Origin of the sequence: Halomicrobium mukohataei DSM 12286, from assembly GCF_000023965.1 — an archaeon.
In the GTDB taxonomy this organism is placed as follows: Archaea; Halobacteriota; Halobacteria; order Halobacteriales; family Haloarculaceae; genus Halomicrobium; species Halomicrobium mukohataei.
In genome coordinates, this window is the sequence record NC_013202.1 from 2,978,262 (window position 1) to 2,994,680 (window position 16,419).

Below are 16,419 nucleotides of genomic sequence, written 5' to 3' on the forward strand. Positions count from 1 at the left end.
GTTATTTCTTGTAGTAGGGGTAGACCGCTCGTTTGATGCTCTCGACGGGATCGTCACCGCCGAAGGACTCGCCGTCGACGTCTTCCTCTCGGATGTAGAGGTCTTCCCACTTGCGACGACGCTTCTTGACGATCATCACGTCGGGGAGGAACTCCTTGCGATACAGCAGCATGATAAAGGCGAGGTCGACGAAGATCACGGTCAACACGCCGCCCATGAACATGTTGGCGTTGATGAGCCGCGATGTCAGGGACGGCCCGACGCCCGAGGCCCAGCCCGCGAGGATGCCGTAGGTGAACAGACCGACGAAGACGACCTCGATGATCGTCAGGAGGACGATCCCCAGGGCTGCCGCCGTACTCTCTCGTGGCTGTTCGTAGCGATGAATGTCGCCGTAGTTAGAGCCTGTCGAGGACATCAGTTGTTCCCTCCTTTGGTGTTCGCCGATTCACCGTACTTCAGCAGGTAGAACGTGAAGATCGTCGAGACGACCATCGCGAGTCCTGCACCGATACCGACCCAGTGGGGCTGGATCGGCACACCGGCTTCCTCGGGATCGAGGGTCTCGACTTCACCGCCGCCGTCGCCGCCGGAGTCAGCCGTGGGGTAGTCGGAGCCGACGACGATGGCACCTTTCATGTTGAGGCTCTTGTGGGGCACACAGTAGTACGGGTAGATACCGTCCTCTTCGAAGGTGTGCTCGTACTCGACGCCGGTCGTGTCGACGGCGTCGCCGGAGTCGAGCGGTCCGTCGCCGTCGGAGACGACGTTGTGTCGGCCGCCTTCGCCGGTCCACTCGAACTGGACGGTCGCACCGTTGTCGACGTGGACCGCTGCTGGCCCGAAGCCGAAGGCACCGCCGTTTGCCTGGACGCCGACCTCGACGGTCGTCGAGTCCTGCCCCGTGGCGTCGACGGTCTCGCCGTCGAAGTTGCTCACGCTGCCTAACCAGTCGCCGTAGTCCGGTGTGCCGCCACCGCCGCCGCCGTCGCCGCCTTCCTCCTCCTGGGCGACGGCAGCACCGGTGGCGCTGGCGGCCGCGGAGGCCCCAGCGACACCTCCGGCAGTCCGGACAAACTCCCGCCTATTCATAGACGTGCTGAACTCAGGACCGAATTTGTATAAACCCACCGAATACCGCCAGCAGGCACCGTTATCCTTCGTGTTGACCGTCCTCACTCTCCCCGGAACTGTCGGGTTCCAGCGCCGGTACGAACTCCGGACGCTCTCCGTCCGAGAGGCCGATCGCCCGGAGCCGATCGCGGTACTCCTCCGAGCGGAACTTGTCCGAGAGGCGGGCGTTGGCGACCACCAGGAAGAGCACGAGCGCGATCGCCAGGAACGCCAGCCCGGCGACGATCAGTAGGACCGGGCTCGCACCCGCACCGCCGATCTGATCGATCGCTGCGAGGAAACCGCCGCCGAGCAGTACGATCCCGGCGAGCAACTGGATCCCGGCGATCAGCTGGAGCATCCAGTTGCCAAGCTCGCTGCCCCCCTCGGGGACCTCGTCCGGTTCCGGGAGCGGGTCGTCGCTGGGCGGTTCCGGCACGTCGTAGTCGTCCATCGAACAGAGCGCGACGGTCGGCTTCACGTCGCGCAGCACCGTCCCGTGCCCCTCGACGGTCCCGTCGGGAAAGACCAGCGCGTACCCCTCGTCGGAGTACGCGAGCACGCGCTGGGGGTCCGTGTGGCGTTCGACGCGGGCGAACACCTCGCGGGTGGCGACGCGCGAGCGGAGGTCGTCGGCCACCCGATCGAGCAGCGCGCCACCGGTGATCCAGCTCTCCTCCTCGAAGGCGACTTCCCACTCTTGGGCGGTCATCTTCGCCATGTCCTCGGGGCCGAAGTCGTCGAAGTCGTACTTCTCTTCGACCTCCGCCCGGAGCGCCTCGACCGACGCCTCGTCGGTGGCTGACCCGGACGACTGCTCGCCGTCGGCGTCGATCCCGCTGTCGGCTGTCGCCCCCTGCTGGTCGGCGTCGTCTCCCGGCGGCGTCGATTGCGGGTCGGCCATGTGGCGACGCTAGGTCCCAAAGGCTCTTGTGCTTTCTGACATCACCGCTGTCGCCGTCCGGCAACGCGATCGGGGCTCCGGCACGTTTTAGCGCGGGCTTTCCCTAGGTTGGGTATGCCGGTCTCCGACGCCCTCGTCGCGACGATCGTCTTCCTGGCCGTGACCGCGAGTCTCCCGTGTTTCCTCTACGGTGCGTACTACATCATCGAGACCGAGCCCGTCACCTGGGGGGTCCTGATGCACCACCTGAAGTTCGTCGTCACCGGCCTCGTGTTGACGACGGTGCCGATGCTGGGCTGGATGCTGCCCCGGCTGCCCGACCAGTTCGGTGGCCTCTCGGCGCTCCACGCCGTCCTCGGACTACAGGCGTACGCGATGCTGTTGTTCGGGATGACGGGGATCGTCCGCATCTTCAAAGCGAAGTACGAACACGACCTCTACGAGGAGTACGATCAGGACCTGCTGCTCGACGAGATCGGCGGCGACCGGATGGACCACTGGCGCAGTCGCCTCCGGATCGGCGTCTTCGGTTACGTGATCTTCTGGCTGCTGGCCTACGTGGTCGGCGTCGTCCGCTACGTCATCAGATACCTGCTGTGACGGGCCGACACGCACCCGATCACGACCAGGGCTCGCCGCTGGCGAGGTCCACGTCGCCGTCGCCCTTCTGGGACGGACAGATGTCGGCCAGCACGCAGTCGCCGCAGTCGGGGTTGCGAGCGTCACACACCGCGCGGCCGTGGTCGATCAGCAGGTGTGTGAACTGCTGCCACTCCGACTCGGGGACGATCGGCATCAGGTCTTCCTCGATCGCTTCGGGGCGCTCTTCGTCGGTCAGTCCCAGTCGTCGCGTGATGCGCTGGACGTGCGTGTCGACGACGATCCCCTCGACCACGTCGTGGCCGTGCTGGAGCACGACGTTGGCCGTCTTACGTCCCACGCCCGGCAGGTCGGTGAGCCCGGACATGGTGTCCGGCACCGCCCCGTCGTACTCCTCGACCATGATCTGGCCGGCCGCCGTGAGGTAGCCGGCCTTGTTGTTGTGGAACGTGATCCCGTAGATGTCCTCGGCCAGTTGCTCCTCGTCGGCCTCGGCGTAGTCGCGGGCGGACTGGTACTTCTCGAAGAGGTCTGCGGTCACTTCGTTGACCCGTTCGTCCGTACACTGCGCCGAGAGGACGACGGCGACGAGCAGCTCCAGTCGACTGGCGTAGTTCAGCGAGATCGCGGAGTCGGGATACTCCTCGTGCAGTCGCCCGATGACTTCCTCGGCCTGTGCCTCCCGCGTCGCGAGCGTCGTGCCCATAAGCGTGGGTCGGCCCGGCGGGGCTTGAGCGATTCGACTCCGGCATGCCTGGCGATACCTGTGACCGCCGACGGAACCACTGCGAACAACCAGAGAGTTCCACCCTCCGGCCGGTCGGTCGGCCGACAGTGATCGAAGGGGCGATTCTACGAGCGGGACGCCAGTCTCGCTCTCGACAGTTCAGAGGGACGCGAGTGTCCCGAGCACGTCGTCGATCGGCGGATCTGGAGCCGGACCGTCCGCACGCCACGCGAACCTGAACCGACAGGAGCGGTCGACGACGAACAGCGCGTGCCGAGGCCGCCGGCCCCCTGGCGTCTCCGCGAGGGCGTCGTACCGCTCGGCGAAGAATGCGTTCGGGTCCGCGAGCAGCGGGAACGGGAGATCGAGGTCAGTGGCCAGCGCTCCGACGGTGTCGAGATCGGCGACGACGACCCCGAACACCGAGAGCCGGTCGATCGATCGCGACCAGTCGACGACCGCGAGATTTCGGAGGAGCGCCGTCCCCGCGTCGTCGGGCGCGACGAAGGCGACGACGACAGGCGCTTCGCTGGCCGCCGCCGAGAGGCGATAGGTCTGGTCGCCGTCGGCGGTCGGGCGCGGGAGGTCGAAGTCCGGAGCGGGATCGCCGGCATCGAGCATACCGAAACGGAGGGGCGACCGGCACAAGAAAGCGCGGTGTGTCTGAAAATGCGGTACCACGAACCACACCGGGGAAACACTCAGGTGTGTCTCACCGGTGGGTTGGCGTATGCCCGGCCCAGTGTTCATCGACGGCGACGGCGTCGAGTTGCGGACGATCGAGCGCGAAGACCTCGACTTCTGTCGGCAGACCCTGAACGATCCGGCGGTCCGTTCGGGACTCGCCGCGACCGATCCGCTGACGAGTAGCGACGAAGAGGAGTGGTACGAGCGCCACGTCGTCGAGGGAGACGACGTGCACTTGCTGGTCTGTGACGACGGCGAACCAGTGGGGACCGTCGGCCTCAACGGCGTCAACGAGACGTTCGGCAACGCGGAGCTTGGCTACTGGATCGCCCCCGACTACCACCGGAACGGCTACGCGACGGCGGCGGCCCGAGCGCTCGTCGACTACGCGTTCACGGAGCGGCGGCTCCACAAGGTGTACGCCAACGCCTTCGCGTTCAACGAGGGATCCCAGCGTGTCCTCCAGAAGGTCGGCTTCGAGCGGGAGGGAGTCCACCGAGAGCAGGCCTTCATCGACGGCGAGTACGTCGACGTGTACCGATACGGCCTCCTGGCACCCGATCACACGGCACCGTGAGGTTCATGCGCGCGAGCGGAGTATCACCTCGCGTATGATCGAACTGACGGGTGACCACACCACGGCCCGGGTCATGGTCGAGGACGAGTCGCTGGTCGAGGAGAACTGCCTCGACCAGATCCGGACGCTGATCGACCACCCCGCGTTCACCGAACCGGTCCGCGTGATGCCAGACACCCACTGGGGAGCCGGCGCACCGATCGGCTTCACGATGCCACTCGGCGAGCGCATCGTCCCCAACATCGTCGGCGTCGACGTGGGCTGTGGGATGGCCGCGACGAAGTTGGGCTCGACGCTCCCGCTCTCGGACGCCGAGCGCGAACGCCGCGTGCGCGAGGCGATTCCGATGGGCCAGACCGTCCACGACTACGACGACGCGGTCCACCTGGTAGAGGAGTTCCCCTTCGAGCGGGCCAACGAGGTCTTCGAGGCGTTCGCGGCCAGCTTCGAGGAGCGGTTCGGCACCGCGATCGATCCCCTGGAGTTCGACTTCGAGGGCTACGACGCCGACTACTTCGAGTCGCTCTGTGAGCGGGTGCTGGCCCAGCAACGCCAGAGCATGGGCTACGTCATCCGCGGGGTCGGGACGCTGGGCGGTGGCAACCACTTCGTGGAGTTCGCTCGCGCCCAGACGACCGGGGACTACTGGCTGATCGTCCACAGCGGCTCGCGATACCTGGGCAAGTCGGTCGCCGAGTACTGGCAGGGCAAAGCGACCGAGCGGCGCAACGTCGCGACGATCCGCGATTCACTCCCGGAGCGGTACCACGAGTACCTTCAGTTTGACCCCACGGCGGTCTCGGATCGAGACCTCTACGAGTGGGTCACCGGCGGCAAGGGCGAGTCTCACCTCCGGAAAGACGCCATCCGCGAGGCGTTCGACGGCGGCGAGATCGAAGACGTCTTCGACCGGCTGAGCGATCTCCGGCCCGACAGCGGCGACCGCAACACCGACCTCGACTACCTGGTGGGCCGGGAGGCCCACGGCTACTACGTCGACATGCTGTTCGCCCAGCAGTACGCCCGCTGGAACCGCGCGGTCATGTCCGACCGGATCTGCGAGGTCATCGGCGTCGAGCCCGTCGAGCGCTTCCAGTCGATCCACAACTACGTCGACTTCCGCGACCTGACGATCCGCAAGGGCGCGACGCCCGCTCGCGAGGGCCAGCGACTGATCGTCCCCTTCAACATGGCCGAGGGGTCGCTGCTGGCACGCGGGCGGGGCAACGACGAGTGGCACGACACGGCCCCCCACGGCGCGGGCCGCGTGATGGGCCGAGGCGAGGCCCACCGCACCGTCGACATGGACGAGTTCGAGGCGGCGATGGAGGGCGTCTACTCCGAGTCCGTGGTCGAGTCGGTCCGCGACGAGGCACCGATGGCCTACAAGTCCGCCGACGCCATCGCCGACGCGATCGAACCGACCGCCGAGGTCGAAGACTGGCTCGACGCCGTCCACAACCTCAAGGCGAAGTAGCGTCGATGCAGATTACAGCCCCGCACTCGATCGACCTGTTCCACATCCTCTTCAGCTGGCCGATAATCCTCACGGCGTATCTGGGGACCGTCCTCGTCTACGTCGACGCGCGCCGCCGCGGACTCCGAGCGAAGTCCTGGGCGGTCGTCACGTTTCTCGCGGGACCGCTCGCACTGACGGTGCTGGTCGTCTACTGGATGCACACCAGGGAGCGAACGGGACCGTTCGATCCGATCGGCCGCCAGGGCGAGCCGTAGTCCGGGACGGCGCGGTGCCACGAGAGCAGCGACGCCGACGCTGGTGACGCGCCCAGCTACAGCCCCAGTTCCCGTCCCAGTACGAGCCGCTGGATCTCGCTGGTTCCCTCGCCGATCTCCATCAGCTTGGCGTCGCGGTAGAACCGCTGGGGTGCGAAGTCGGTCGTGTAGCCGTAGCCCCCGAGCACCTGGACGGCGTCCTCGGCGACCTCCCGGCAGATCTCGCTGGCGTCGAGTTTCGCCATCGAGGAGAGCCGTCCCACGTCCTCGCCGGCATCGTACTTCGTGGCGGCCTTGTGGGTCAGCAGTCTGGCCCGCTCGATCTTGCGGTCCATCTCGACGAGCATGTCCCGGACGGCGTCGAACTCGCCGATGGGCTGGCCGAACTGTTCGCGCTCTTTCGCGTATTCGAGGGCGGCTTCGAACGCGCCCTGTGCAAGCCCCACGGAGAGGGCGGCGATCGAGATACGCCCGCCGTCCAGCGTCTTCTTCGTCTGCTCCCAGCCGTCGCCGGGCTCGCCCAGCATTCGGTCTGCCGGAATCCGGCAGTCGTCGAACCGGATCTCGCAGGTCGGCGAGGCGTTGAGGCCCATCTTCTCCCACTCCGTCGTCACTTCGAATCCGTCGTCGGCCTCGGGATCGACGAGAAAGGTCGAGATGCCGTCGTAGCCCGCGTCCGGTTCGGTGACGGCCTTGACGACGAGCGAGCCGGCGACCGAGGCGTTGGTGATGAACTGCTTGGTGCCGTCAAGCACCCACTCGTCGCCCTCTCTGGTCGCGGTCGTGCTCATGTCGCTGGCGTCGCTCCCGCTCTCTGGCTCGGTCAGCGCCCAGCCGCCCAGATACTCCCCCTCGGCCAGAGGCCGGAGCCAGCGCTCGCGCTGGTCGTCCGTGCCGAACAGCTCGATCGGCTTCGAGGCCAGCGAGACGTGGGCTGCGTAGGAGAGCCCGATCGAGCCGGACACTCGGCCCAGTTCCTCCGTCACGAGGGCGTACATCAGCTGGTCGCCGCCCAGTCCGCCCCACTCCTCGTCGATGGGGACCCCCATCACGTCGAGTTCGGCCAGCTGATCGAAGATCTCGGCGGGGAAGCGGTGCTCGTCCTCGATCTCCTGGGCGATGGGCTCGATCTCGGCCGCACAGAACTCACGGACCGAATCGCGAATCATCCGGTGTTCGTCTGGGAGGGTAAAGTCCATGTCACCGCCTTCGAGGCGAGCAAACATATAGCATGGTGGCGGCTGGCGTCAGAACCGCTTTGATACGGTTTATTGTAGTTGCGTGCCGGCGATCGTCGCCACGGGGTAGACGATCGCCGGTACGTCGCTACAATAATTCGTATGAGTGTGGCTCCCCTCGGTACGGCCATGGCGTTTCGACGGTTCCTGCGCGGTCGCGTCCCCTGGGAGACCCTGGAGGGCGTCGCCGGGGAGATGTGCGAGCGGTACGACGAGCCGTCGGTTCGCGTCGAGTTTCTCGACGCGGACAACTGGCTGTCGACTCCGATGGCCGTCGACGATCGCTGGTTCGTGAAGCTGATCACCGAGCAAAACTCTCTGGTCCACGCGCTGTTGACCGCCGGCCGGAACCTCGGAGCCTTCTCCTCGGGGACCGAGGGCTTCTTCGAGCACTTCGGGACGCCCTACGAGATGGCCGACCACGAGCTGGCGGCGACCCGGACCATGCGCGAACTGGGAGTGAACGCGCCCGAGCCGATCGAGGCCTTCGAGTACGAGGGCCACGGGGTGCTCGTACTGGAGTACATTCCCGACTTCGCCGTCCTCGAAGAGCTGTCGGACGAGACCGCGAGCGACCTCGCACCGGTCGTCTTCGACTTCCTCCATCGGATGCACGAGGCGGGGCTCGCACACGGGGACTTCCGGGCCGAGAACGTCCTCGTCGCCGACGGCGAACTGTACTTCATCGACGCGACGAACGTCCGTGACGGTGCGATCGACGACGCCCGGTCGTACGATCTCGCGTGTGCCCTGGGTGCGTTGACGCCCCTGACCGGCGGACGGCGGGCCGTCGACGCCGCTGCCGACCACTACACGCCCGCAGAGTTGCTCGCGGCCCGCGAGTTCCTCGATTTCGTCAACATCCGACCGGACCACGACTTCGAGGCCGCCGGCCTCAAAGGCGAGATAGAGAAGCTCGCAGAGCAGTAGCGGCGATCACTCCGACGACCGCGCGGTCAGCGTGATCCCGGCCAGGACGACCGCTCCGCCCGCGACGGTCCACGACGACGGCACTTCCGTGAGCAAGAGCAACGCCAGGAGCGCGCTGCCCAGCGGTTCGCCAAGCAGCGTCACGCTGACCAGGCTCGATTCGACGTGAGCCAGCGACCAGTTCACGAGCGTGTGCCCGAGGATGCCGGGACCGACGGCCATACCGAGAAAGAGGAGCCACTCTCGACTCTCGTAGCCCGTCAGCGGAAGTCCCTGGGCGAGGACGACCGCCAGCAGCGCCAGCGCGGCGACGCCGTAGACGACGGTGACGTAGGGGAGCAGCGGGAGTCGCTGCCGCAGCGACCGACCGGCGAGGACGTAGCCGGCGGCCATCAGCCCGCCGACCAGTGCGAGGGCGTTGCCGTACAGCGGTCGCGGTCCGACGGCCGTCCCGCCCAGCAGATCGCCGAGAGACATGACGACGATCCCGGCGATCGCGACGACGACCCCCAGGACCGTCCGCCCGGTGACGCGCTCGTTCAGGAGGAGCCACGCGCCCGTGACGACGAAGATCGGCTGGGACTGGACGAGCGTGACGCTGGCGGCGACGCTGGTCCACGAGAGGCTCTCGAACCAGGCCGCGAAGTGCGCGGCCAGCGCCACCCCGGTGAGGCCGGCGGCCAGCAGGTGCCGGCCGGAGAGGTCGCCGACCGCGTCGGCGTGGCGAGCGAGCAGGACGGGAGCCAGCAGCGCGGTCGTCAGCAGGACACGGTAGAACGCGGCGACGACTGGCGGGGCCGTACTCCAGCGGATCAGGATCGCGCTCGTGCTGATCGCGACGACCGCGACGGCGAGCGCGAGACGTGGCCGGGCAACGCTGTCGCTCACGGCCGTACGTGGAACAGCGATGGCTTGAACGCTGGGAAGTCGGCGAGGCGGTACCCGGCCGTTACTCGGCGTCGGCCGGCACGTCGAAGTCGTGGAAGTGCTCGCCCTTTTCCTTCGAGAGGATGTTCAGCGCCGCCGCCGCGCCGTCGCCGGCGGAGATGACCGCCTGCCACTCCTCCGCCCGGACCATCGCGCCGGTGGCGTAGGCGTCGTCGACGCTGGTCTCCATCGAGACCGTCACGTCGACGGTGTCCTCGTCGGTGAACGCACAGCCCAGCGAGTCGGCCAGCGACCGGTCCGCGCCGGTCGCGAGCACGAGGAAGCGGCCTTCGACGGTCTGGTCGCCGGCCTCGCCGGCCTCGGACTCCGCTTCGGTCGTCACCGCGAACCCCTCGGCGGTCTCTTCGACGGCCGTCACTGCCTCGTCTCGCAGCGTGACGCCGAACTCCTCGACCTGCTCGCGAGACTGGGCGACGAACTCGGAGCCGTCCATCGAGTCGATGCCGAGGTAGTTGAACAGGTGTGCCTTGTGCATCCACGTCTCGTCGGTGTCGAAGACCACAGTGTCGAGACCGTTCTTCTCGGTGAACAGGGCACCACTCAGGCCGGCGGGGCCGCCGCCGACGATCACAACGTCGTGCATAGCCGTGTGTTCGTGACAGTGGCATAAATAGCTCCGGCGACACCGCTGTAACCGGGTGTGCTGAAAGAAACGATCGGAAACGATCCGCCCGGTTATTGGCGCTGATAGCGTGGCCACATCGCTTTTGCTGTCACCGTCCCACGGTGAGCTATGGCGGACATTGCAGCGGGGCCAGACCAGAACCACAGTCGACGAAGCTGGGGAGCGACGCTCCGAGAATTCGTCGAGTACATTCCGAGCGGCGACACGATTCCAGACGAGACGTGGCGTGGACGCCACCGGAACGTGCTCCGCTTGCTGGTGGCACACGTGCCCGTCCTGCTGGCACTCGGTCTCGCCGACGGGACGGAGTCGATGGTGACCGGTGCGCAGTTGCCAGAGATTCCGGTCACGCACGTCCTGGCGGAAGTCGGCGTCGTCGTCACGCTGGCGATCGCAGCGTGGCTGGCGCTGTTCAAGCGGCGAACTCGGACCGCGCTCGCGACTCTGGGGCTCGTGACGACCTCGGGATTCCTGGTTCACTTCTCGGGGGGCTACATCGAGGCGCACTTCCACTTTTTCGTCGTGATGGCCGTCGTCGCCGTCTACGAGGACTGGCTCCCCTTCGTTCTGGGGATCGGGTACGTCGCGCTCCAGCACGGCTACTTCGGCATGATCGATCCGAGTCGGGTGTACAACCACGCTGCCGCGATCAACAACCCCTGGGCCTGGGCGTTCATCCACGCCGCGTTCGTGCTGGGCCTGGCCGCCGCACTGATGGCACACTGGTACTCGACCGAGCGGTCCCGAGAGCAGGCCCAAGAGCAGCTGCGGCAGGCCCGCGAAAAGACCGAAGAGATCGAGGATCTGGAGGCGAAACAGGCCGAGATCGAGCGCGCGAAAGCCGAGGCCGAGGAGGCGAGAGCAGCGGCCGAGGCCAAACGCGACGAGGTCGAGCAGCTGTACGAGCGACTGGAGGCCGACGCCGACGACTGCAGCGCAGCGATGGCACGAGCGGCAAACGGCGACCTCACCGTGCGCCTCGAAACCGACAGCGACAGCGAAGCGATGGCCCAGATCGCGGTCTCGTTCAACGAGATGATCGCAGAGACCGAAGCGACGATACAGGAGATCCAGTCGTTCGCCCAGGAGGTCGCGGACGTCAGCATGCAAGCAAACGCCAGCGCCGACGAGGTCAAGCAGGCCAGCGAGGGCATGAGCGGCTCGATACAGGAGATCGCGAGCGGCGCGAGCGAACAGCGCGAGCGGCTCGCCAGCGTCGCCGACGAGATGACCGACCTCTCGGCGACGGTCGAAGAAGTGGCCGCATCGGCCGAGACGGTCGCCGACAGTTCGCGCGAGACCGCCGAGATCGCCGAGGCCGGCGAGACGACCGCACGACGAGCGATCGAGAACGCACGCGAGGTCCAGGCCGCCATCGACGAGACGGTCGACAACGTCGAACTTCTCGACGAGCAGATGGCAGAGATCAGCGAGATCGTCGAGCTGATCGGCGACATCGCCGAGCAGACGAACATGCTGGCGCTCAACGCCAACATCGAGGCTGCTCGTGCCGGCGGCGAGAGCGGGACCGGTGGCGGTGGGGGGTTCGCCGTCGTCGCCAACGAGGTCAAGCAACTGGCCGAGGAGACCCAGGAGTCGGCCGCCGAGATCGAACAGCGGATCGAACGGACCCAGAGCCAGACCGACGCGACCGTCGAAACGGCCCGCAGCGCCGAAGCGGACATGCAGTCGGAGGTCGAGGCCGTCGAAGCGGTCGCCGAGTCGTTCCGGCAGGTCGCCGAAAACGCCGAGCAGACCGACGACGGCATCCAGCAGATCAGCGAGACGGCCGACGATCAGGCGGCCAGCACCGAGGAAGCCGTCTCGATGGTCGAAGCGGTCGCAGACATCAGCGAGTCGACGGCGGACGAGACCGAGAGCGCGTCCGCGGCGGCCCAGCAACAGGCCGCGTCGATGAACCAGGTCAGCACCAGCGTCGAGGCCCTCAGCGAGCAGACCGAGCGCCTCCAGACGCTCCTGGGGAAGTTCGAGGTGAACGCGACGGCGACGGACGGCGGGACCGACGCAGGAACGGGCGACCGCGACGCCGGCCGTCGCTGACGCGGGCTCTCTGTTCGAGATCGCTATCGCTCTTCGGAGACTACTCCAGCAACTGCTTCGTAGTCCGGTGTCGGTATCGGAACATCGGCTCGAAACCGACGTAGGCGAAGGGGCCGACGGCTTTGCCGAGCGGTCCACCGGGGAACTGGTACTCGACCCGGTCGTGGACCAGCGTCGCGTCGCCCTCCGCGACGAACCGGTGGGTGTGCAGCCAGTGGGCGAACGGCCCCTCGGTCATGTGGTCGCGGAACATCGCGTGCTCGTCGCTCTCCTCGCGGGCGACGATCTCGGAGGTCCAGGTCTGGCGCGGTCCGACGCCCAGCGGTCGGACCGACGAGACGATGACGGACCCTTCCGTGAGCACGTCGGGGTCCGGTTCGCCGTCGGGGCCGCGTGACTCCTCTACGACGAGGTTCATCCAGTTCGGCGTCAGGGCTTCGAGCCCGTCCCCGGTCGAGTGAAACTCCCACACGTCTGCCAGTGGCGCATCGACGCGGACCGACCGCTCGTAGACGCTCATGTGAAGACATAGGCGGGCAGCGGTGAAAAGACAGTGGTCCGCGACGGCTCCCAGACGGATTATCGTCGGTCGTTCCCGGATCGACTGCGCGCCACCGAGAAAACGGCGACAATTACCCGTATCACGGCCAGGTCCCGGCTTCCGCGGCCGCGCGGTGGACGCGCTCGATCGCGACGGCGTACATCGCGGTCCGCAGCGTCGGCGCGTCGGTCGCCTCGTACCGCTCGATCAGGTCGTCGAACGCCGACGTGATCACGGTCTCCAGTTCGTCGTTGACACGCTCCAGCGACCACGAGAAGCGCTGTCGGTTCTGGACCCACTCGAAGTACGACACCGTGACGCCGCCAGCGTTGGCGAGGATGTCGGGGAAGACGGCGATCTCGCTGTCGGCCAGCACGTCGTCGGCGTCGGGCGTCAGCGGCCCGTTGGCGGCTTCGACGATCACGTCTGCGCGTACGTCACGGGCGATGGCGGCGTCGATGGCGTTTTCCAGGGCCGCCGGCACGAGCAGATCCACGTCCAGCGTGAGCAACTCGCGGTTGCTCAACTCCTCGCTGGCCCCCTCGAAGCCCGTCACCGACCCGGTTTCGCGCTTGAACGACTTGGCCGCGCTGGTGTCTATCCCCGCCGGGTCGTACACCGCCCCCGAGGAGTCAGAGACCGCGACGACGGTCCCGCCCTGCTTGGCGATCAGTTCGGCCGCGACGGACCCCGCGTTGCCGTAGCCCTGGACCGCGACGGTGGCGTCGGCGATGTCCCCGCCGAGGTAGTCGAAGGCCTCGCGAGCGACGATCGCGACCGATCGGCCAGTCGCCTCGACGCGACCCTCGCTGCCGCCGGACTCGATCGCCTTGCCGGTGACGACGCCGGGAGCAGTCGTGTTCTCTAGGGTCTCGTAGGTGTCTTTGAGCCAGTTCATCTCGCGCTGGCCCGTGTTCACGTCGGGCGCTGGCACGTCTCGATCCTCGCCGATCAGCGGCCGCAGTTCCGTCGCGAACGCGCGGGTGATACGTTCGATCTCGCTCTCGGAGTAGTCGCTGGGGTCGAAGGCGATTCCTCCCTTGCCGCCGCCGTAGGGGATGTCGACGGCGGCGCACTTGTACACCATCCACCCCGAGAGGGCCTTGACCTCCTCGCGAGAGACCTGCGGGTGATACCTGATCCCGCCCTTGTACGGGCCGCGGTCGCCGTTGAACTGCGAGCGGAAGGCACGGATCGTCTCGATCGATCCGTCGTCCAGTTCGACCGACAGCGTCGTTTCGAGGACCCGTTCGGGTCGCTTGAGGCGTTCGAGCGCGTCGTCGGGGACCGCGACGAAGGCCGCGGCGTCGTCGATCTGCTCCTGGAGGCTCTCGAAGGGATTGACCTCGGACATGCCGGGAGTGACGGCCAGTGGGCGCAAAAGTGTATCGGCAGTTGACGTGTCACATATCTCGTCTGGCGGTAGCTGCCAGCCGGATCACTCCTCTGCCCGCGCGAGGATGCGCTCGGCCTGACGGACCTGTGGCGCGTCGATCATCTCCCCGTCGACGACGAACACGCCACGCGCTCGCTCGTCGGCCGCCTCGCTGGCCTCGACGATCCGGCGAGCCCAGGCGATCGCCTCGTCGTCTGGCGTGAACGCCGCGTTGACGACCGGGACCTGCGCCGGGTGGATCACCATCTTGCCGTCGTAGCCCAGCCGCCGAGCCTCCGTAGCTGCCTCGCGCAGCCCCGCCTCATCCTCGTACGCCGGGTAGTGGGTGTCGATCGCGTCGACGCCCGCCGCACGTGCCGCCAGCAGTGCGTGCTGGCGCGCGTGGGCGACCTCGCGACCGCTCTCGGTGCGGGTCGCTCCGAGATCGCCCGCCAGATCCTCGGCACCGAACAGGAGCGCGTCGGTCGCGTCGACGGCGGCGATTTCCTCGGCGTGGAGGACGCCAGCGGCCGACTCGACGAGCGCCAGGACCGGACCGCTCGCGTCGCGTTCGGCGAGCATCCCGGCCAGCGTCTCGACGGCGTTCGCGTCCGGCACCTTCGGAGCCATCACGCTGTCTGGCTCGCCACCCGACAGAACGACCGAGAGATCTCTGGCCGCGCCGTCGTCGATTGGGTTGACCCGCACGCACAGTTCACACGTCGACTCGACCGTCGCCAGCACGTCGCGGACCGCCTCCCGTGCGGCCTGCTTCCGGTCGGGAACGACGGCGTCTTCCAGATCGAAGACGGCGACATCGGCCCCGCTGTCGGCCGCCTTCCGCAGTTTATCGGGCTGGTCACCGGGGGCAAAGAGGACGCTCCGTCGAGCCATATCGCCGCTTCGACGGCCAGCTATGTAACTGTCTGGCACGCTGTCAGGGTAGTGTTCAGATAAGCCGCTGTATTTTCTGAGTTGCAGACACGGAAAGCCCTCGGCCCGCTAGCCAGATCTGTGGCGGATATTCTCCCTCCGGTCGAATAGTGCCGCCGCAGATCGAGCTACCGTGCCTCGCCCTTTCCGTGCCTGAATGACGTTACTCTCTATCTCTTACCTGAACACCGCCGCTGTCAGAGAGCCACCCGAACGCAGTCGCTCCGCCCGGACCACCAGCAAGAGACCCCCGCTCCGCCCTCAGGGCGTCTCGACGTCGAGGGTCACCACGTCCGACAGGCGGAGTTCGTCGCCGGGTCCGATCGGTTCCCGATCGCCCTTCGACAGCCGGGTGCCGTTGAGCTCGGTGGGATTATCGCCGAGGTCGACCACGTAGAACTGGTCGTCGTCGCGCACGAAGCGGACGTGTTCGCGGTGGATCAGCACGGACGTGTCGTCGTCCTCCCCGGCGTCGGCCAGCAGCGACCGGATCTCTCGACCGACGGTCTCGTCGTCGCCGACGACGACAGACTGCCCGTAGGCGGAGAGCGCGAGTCGAGACGGCGCGACGGTCCCGCTCGCGTCGCTCCCGCGATGGGCGTCCAGGTCCTCACCGCAGGACGCACAGAAGGCGTCGTCGGGACCCACGTCGCTCCCACAGCCGGGACAGGCGTCGAGGGTCGTCTCGTCCGCGCCGCGGTGGGCGTCCAGATCCTCACCGCAGGACGCACAGAAGGCGTCGTCGGGACCCACGTCGCTGCCACACTCCGGACAGGCGTCGAGGGTCGTCTCGTCTTCGTCTTCCTCGGCGGTGCGGTGGGCGTCCAGATCCTCCCCACAGCCCGGACAGAAGGCGTCCGACGGGTCGACGGCAGTGTCACACTCGGGACAGCTCCCCAGCGTCGCCGTCTCGTCGGACTCGCCCGTTTCGTCGTCGGCGTCGTCCGCGGTGTCGGCAGGCTCGCTCGTCTCCGCGCCCCCCTCGCCGACGGCGTCGTCTCGTTCCGGCGCGTCGTCGGCGTCCTCGGTGCTCGGGCGCTCTGGCTCGTCCGTCGCCGCGTCGGTCGCCCCGTCCGCGGTGTCTGTGGACTCGCTCGCCGCGTCGGCGAGCGGCGAGTCGTCCGGCTCGGCGTCCGCCTGTGGATCGGTCGGATCTTCGAGATCCAGATCGTCGTCGCCGAACAGCGGGTTGTCGCTGACGGCGTCGCCTTCTGGGTCGTCTTCCGGTGTCGCCTCGTCTTCGGACGCCGTCTCCGCGTCGGCTTCCGAGTCCTCGTCCGAGGTCGATTCGATCTCCCCGTCGTACTGCCACTCCCCACACTCCGAGTTCGTACACCACCCCCCTGCAGCGGTCGGATCGAACGCTTCGCCACACAGCGGACATTCGACCGACCTACTGGTACTTTCTGACATACGTGTTCGATCA

At 67.3% G+C, this 16,419-nt stretch carries 18 protein-coding genes; 6 read left to right on the plus strand and 12 right to left on the minus strand.

What is annotated here, in order from left to right; all coding sequences use genetic code 11:
* Position 1: 1 nt before the first annotated feature.
* From HMUK_RS15015 to HMUK_RS15025, 3 genes are all read right to left on the minus strand, one after another.
* A complete protein-coding gene (locus tag HMUK_RS15015) occupies positions 2-418 on the minus strand; it encodes a DUF7318 family protein (protein ID WP_015764046.1) in 417 nt (138 codons plus the stop codon).
* A complete protein-coding gene (locus tag HMUK_RS15020) occupies positions 418-1,092 on the minus strand; it encodes a halocyanin domain-containing protein (protein WP_015764047.1) in 675 nt (224 codons plus the stop codon). The genes HMUK_RS15015 and HMUK_RS15020 overlap by 1 nt, the downstream gene beginning before the upstream one ends.
* A 61-nt stretch (positions 1,093-1,153) precedes the next feature.
* Entirely contained in the window at positions 1,154-2,017 is an 864-nt protein-coding gene (locus tag HMUK_RS15025; RefSeq protein WP_015764048.1) for a DUF7319 domain-containing protein, read from the minus strand.
* A 114-nt stretch (positions 2,018-2,131) separates the two neighbouring features.
* Between HMUK_RS15025 and HMUK_RS15030 the strand changes: the two genes are divergently transcribed.
* Positions 2,132-2,617 (plus strand): DUF7321 family protein, encoded by a 486-nt coding sequence (locus tag HMUK_RS15030; RefSeq protein ID WP_015764049.1) that lies wholly within the window; start codon positions 2,132-2,134, stop codon positions 2,615-2,617.
* A gap of 19 nt (positions 2,618-2,636) precedes the next feature.
* Here HMUK_RS15030 and nth read toward each other — a convergent pair whose 3' ends face one another.
* The gene (gene nth / locus HMUK_RS15035; RefSeq protein WP_015764050.1) at positions 2,637-3,323 is read right to left on the minus strand and encodes an endonuclease III; all 687 of its coding nucleotides are present in this window, start codon (positions 3,321-3,323) and stop codon (positions 2,637-2,639) included.
* Positions 3,324-3,503: 180 nt separating this feature from the next.
* Positions 3,504-3,965 (minus strand): redoxin domain-containing protein, encoded by a 462-nt coding sequence (locus HMUK_RS15040; RefSeq protein ID WP_015764051.1) that lies wholly within the window; start codon positions 3,963-3,965, stop codon positions 3,504-3,506.
* A gap of 109 nt (positions 3,966-4,074) precedes the next feature.
* On the opposite strand from HMUK_RS15040, the gene HMUK_RS15045 reads away from it, so the two are divergent.
* Genes HMUK_RS15045 through HMUK_RS15055 form a run of 3 tightly spaced genes read left to right on the plus strand, consistent with a single transcriptional unit; the run spans position 4,075 to position 6,342 of the window.
* The gene (locus HMUK_RS15045) at positions 4,075-4,608 is read left to right on the plus strand and encodes a GNAT family N-acetyltransferase (protein ID WP_015764052.1); all 534 of its coding nucleotides are present in this window, start codon (positions 4,075-4,077) and stop codon (positions 4,606-4,608) included.
* Between the two features lie 34 nt (positions 4,609-4,642).
* Entirely contained in the window at positions 4,643-6,085 is a 1,443-nt protein-coding gene (locus tag HMUK_RS15050) for an RNA-splicing ligase RtcB (protein ID WP_015764053.1), read from the plus strand.
* Positions 6,086-6,090: 5 nt separating this feature from the next.
* Positions 6,091-6,342, plus strand: coding sequence for a hypothetical protein (locus tag HMUK_RS15055; RefSeq protein WP_015764054.1), 252 nt, complete (start codon positions 6,091-6,093; stop codon positions 6,340-6,342).
* A 56-nt stretch (positions 6,343-6,398) separates the two neighbouring features.
* On the opposite strand, the gene HMUK_RS15060 is transcribed toward HMUK_RS15055, so the two are convergent.
* Positions 6,399-7,541, minus strand: coding sequence for an acyl-CoA dehydrogenase family protein (locus HMUK_RS15060; protein WP_015764055.1), 1,143 nt, complete (start codon positions 7,539-7,541; stop codon positions 6,399-6,401).
* Positions 7,542-7,709: 168 nt separating this feature from the next.
* Between HMUK_RS15060 and HMUK_RS15065 the strand changes: the two genes are divergently transcribed.
* Positions 7,710-8,510: an RIO1 family regulatory kinase/ATPase domain-containing protein gene (locus tag HMUK_RS15065; RefSeq protein WP_049940852.1), complete on the plus strand. Its 801-nt coding sequence runs from the start codon at positions 7,710-7,712 to the stop codon at positions 8,508-8,510.
* 6 nt (positions 8,511-8,516) lie between these two features.
* On the opposite strand, the gene HMUK_RS15070 is transcribed toward HMUK_RS15065, so the two are convergent.
* Together HMUK_RS15070 and HMUK_RS15075 are read right to left on the minus strand one after the other, a co-directional pair.
* Positions 8,517-9,398, minus strand: a complete 882-nt coding sequence (locus tag HMUK_RS15070; RefSeq protein WP_015764057.1) for a DMT family transporter — start codon at positions 9,396-9,398, stop codon at positions 8,517-8,519.
* 61 nt (positions 9,399-9,459) lie between these two features.
* Positions 9,460-10,041, minus strand: a complete 582-nt coding sequence (locus tag HMUK_RS15075) for an NAD(P)/FAD-dependent oxidoreductase (protein WP_015764058.1) — start codon at positions 10,039-10,041, stop codon at positions 9,460-9,462.
* Positions 10,042-10,191: 150 nt separating this feature from the next.
* On the opposite strand from HMUK_RS15075, the gene HMUK_RS15080 reads away from it, so the two are divergent.
* A complete protein-coding gene (locus tag HMUK_RS15080) occupies positions 10,192-12,144 on the plus strand; it encodes a methyl-accepting chemotaxis protein (protein WP_015764059.1) in 1,953 nt (650 codons plus the stop codon).
* Between the two features lie 40 nt (positions 12,145-12,184).
* Here HMUK_RS15080 and HMUK_RS15085 read toward each other — a convergent pair whose 3' ends face one another.
* From HMUK_RS15085 to HMUK_RS15100, 4 genes are all read right to left on the minus strand, one after another.
* A complete protein-coding gene (locus HMUK_RS15085) occupies positions 12,185-12,664 on the minus strand; it encodes an SRPBCC family protein (protein ID WP_015764060.1) in 480 nt (159 codons plus the stop codon).
* A 121-nt stretch (positions 12,665-12,785) separates the two neighbouring features.
* Positions 12,786-14,039: a Glu/Leu/Phe/Val family dehydrogenase gene (locus tag HMUK_RS15090; RefSeq protein WP_015764061.1), complete on the minus strand. Its 1,254-nt coding sequence runs from the start codon at positions 14,037-14,039 to the stop codon at positions 12,786-12,788.
* A gap of 84 nt (positions 14,040-14,123) precedes the next feature.
* Entirely contained in the window at positions 14,124-14,954 is an 831-nt protein-coding gene (locus HMUK_RS15095) for an HpcH/HpaI aldolase/citrate lyase family protein (protein ID WP_015764062.1), read from the minus strand.
* Positions 14,955-15,254: 300 nt separating this feature from the next.
* Positions 15,255-16,406, minus strand: a complete 1,152-nt coding sequence (locus HMUK_RS15100; RefSeq protein WP_015764063.1) for a double zinc ribbon domain-containing protein — start codon at positions 16,404-16,406, stop codon at positions 15,255-15,257.
* Between the last annotated feature and the right edge of the window lie 13 nt (positions 16,407-16,419).

Bases quoted from the DNA above. Each gene is read 5' to 3' on its own strand.
- HMUK_RS15015 (WP_015764046.1), bottom strand. From the start codon at position 418: ATGTCCTCGACAGGCTCTAACTACGGCGACATTCATCGCTACGAACAG.
- HMUK_RS15020 (WP_015764047.1), bottom strand. From the start codon at position 1,092: ATGAATAGGCGGGAGTTTGTCCGGACTGCCGGAGGTGTCGCTGGGGCC.
- HMUK_RS15025 (WP_015764048.1), bottom strand. From the start codon at position 2,017: ATGGCCGACCCGCAATCGACGCCGCCGGGAGACGACGCCGACCAGCAG.
- HMUK_RS15030 (WP_015764049.1), top strand. From the start codon at position 2,132: ATGCCGGTCTCCGACGCCCTCGTCGCGACGATCGTCTTCCTGGCCGTG.
- nth (WP_015764050.1), bottom strand. From the start codon at position 3,323: ATGGGCACGACGCTCGCGACGCGGGAGGCACAGGCCGAGGAAGTCATC.
- HMUK_RS15040 (WP_015764051.1), bottom strand. From the start codon at position 3,965: ATGCTCGATGCCGGCGATCCCGCTCCGGACTTCGACCTCCCGCGCCCG.
- HMUK_RS15045 (WP_015764052.1), top strand. From the start codon at position 4,075: ATGCCCGGCCCAGTGTTCATCGACGGCGACGGCGTCGAGTTGCGGACG.
- HMUK_RS15050 (WP_015764053.1), top strand. From the start codon at position 4,643: ATGATCGAACTGACGGGTGACCACACCACGGCCCGGGTCATGGTCGAG.
- HMUK_RS15055 (WP_015764054.1), top strand. From the start codon at position 6,091: ATGCAGATTACAGCCCCGCACTCGATCGACCTGTTCCACATCCTCTTC.
- HMUK_RS15060 (WP_015764055.1), bottom strand. From the start codon at position 7,541: ATGGACTTTACCCTCCCAGACGAACACCGGATGATTCGCGATTCGGTC.
- HMUK_RS15065 (WP_049940852.1), top strand. From the start codon at position 7,710: ATGGCGTTTCGACGGTTCCTGCGCGGTCGCGTCCCCTGGGAGACCCTG.
- HMUK_RS15075 (WP_015764058.1), bottom strand. From the start codon at position 10,041: ATGCACGACGTTGTGATCGTCGGCGGCGGCCCCGCCGGCCTGAGTGGT.
- HMUK_RS15080 (WP_015764059.1), top strand. From the start codon at position 10,192: ATGGCGGACATTGCAGCGGGGCCAGACCAGAACCACAGTCGACGAAGC.
- HMUK_RS15085 (WP_015764060.1), bottom strand. From the start codon at position 12,664: ATGAGCGTCTACGAGCGGTCGGTCCGCGTCGATGCGCCACTGGCAGAC.
- HMUK_RS15090 (WP_015764061.1), bottom strand. From the start codon at position 14,039: ATGTCCGAGGTCAATCCCTTCGAGAGCCTCCAGGAGCAGATCGACGAC.
- HMUK_RS15095 (WP_015764062.1), bottom strand. From the start codon at position 14,954: ATGGCTCGACGGAGCGTCCTCTTTGCCCCCGGTGACCAGCCCGATAAA.
- HMUK_RS15100 (WP_015764063.1), bottom strand. From the start codon at position 16,406: ATGTCAGAAAGTACCAGTAGGTCGGTCGAATGTCCGCTGTGTGGCGAA.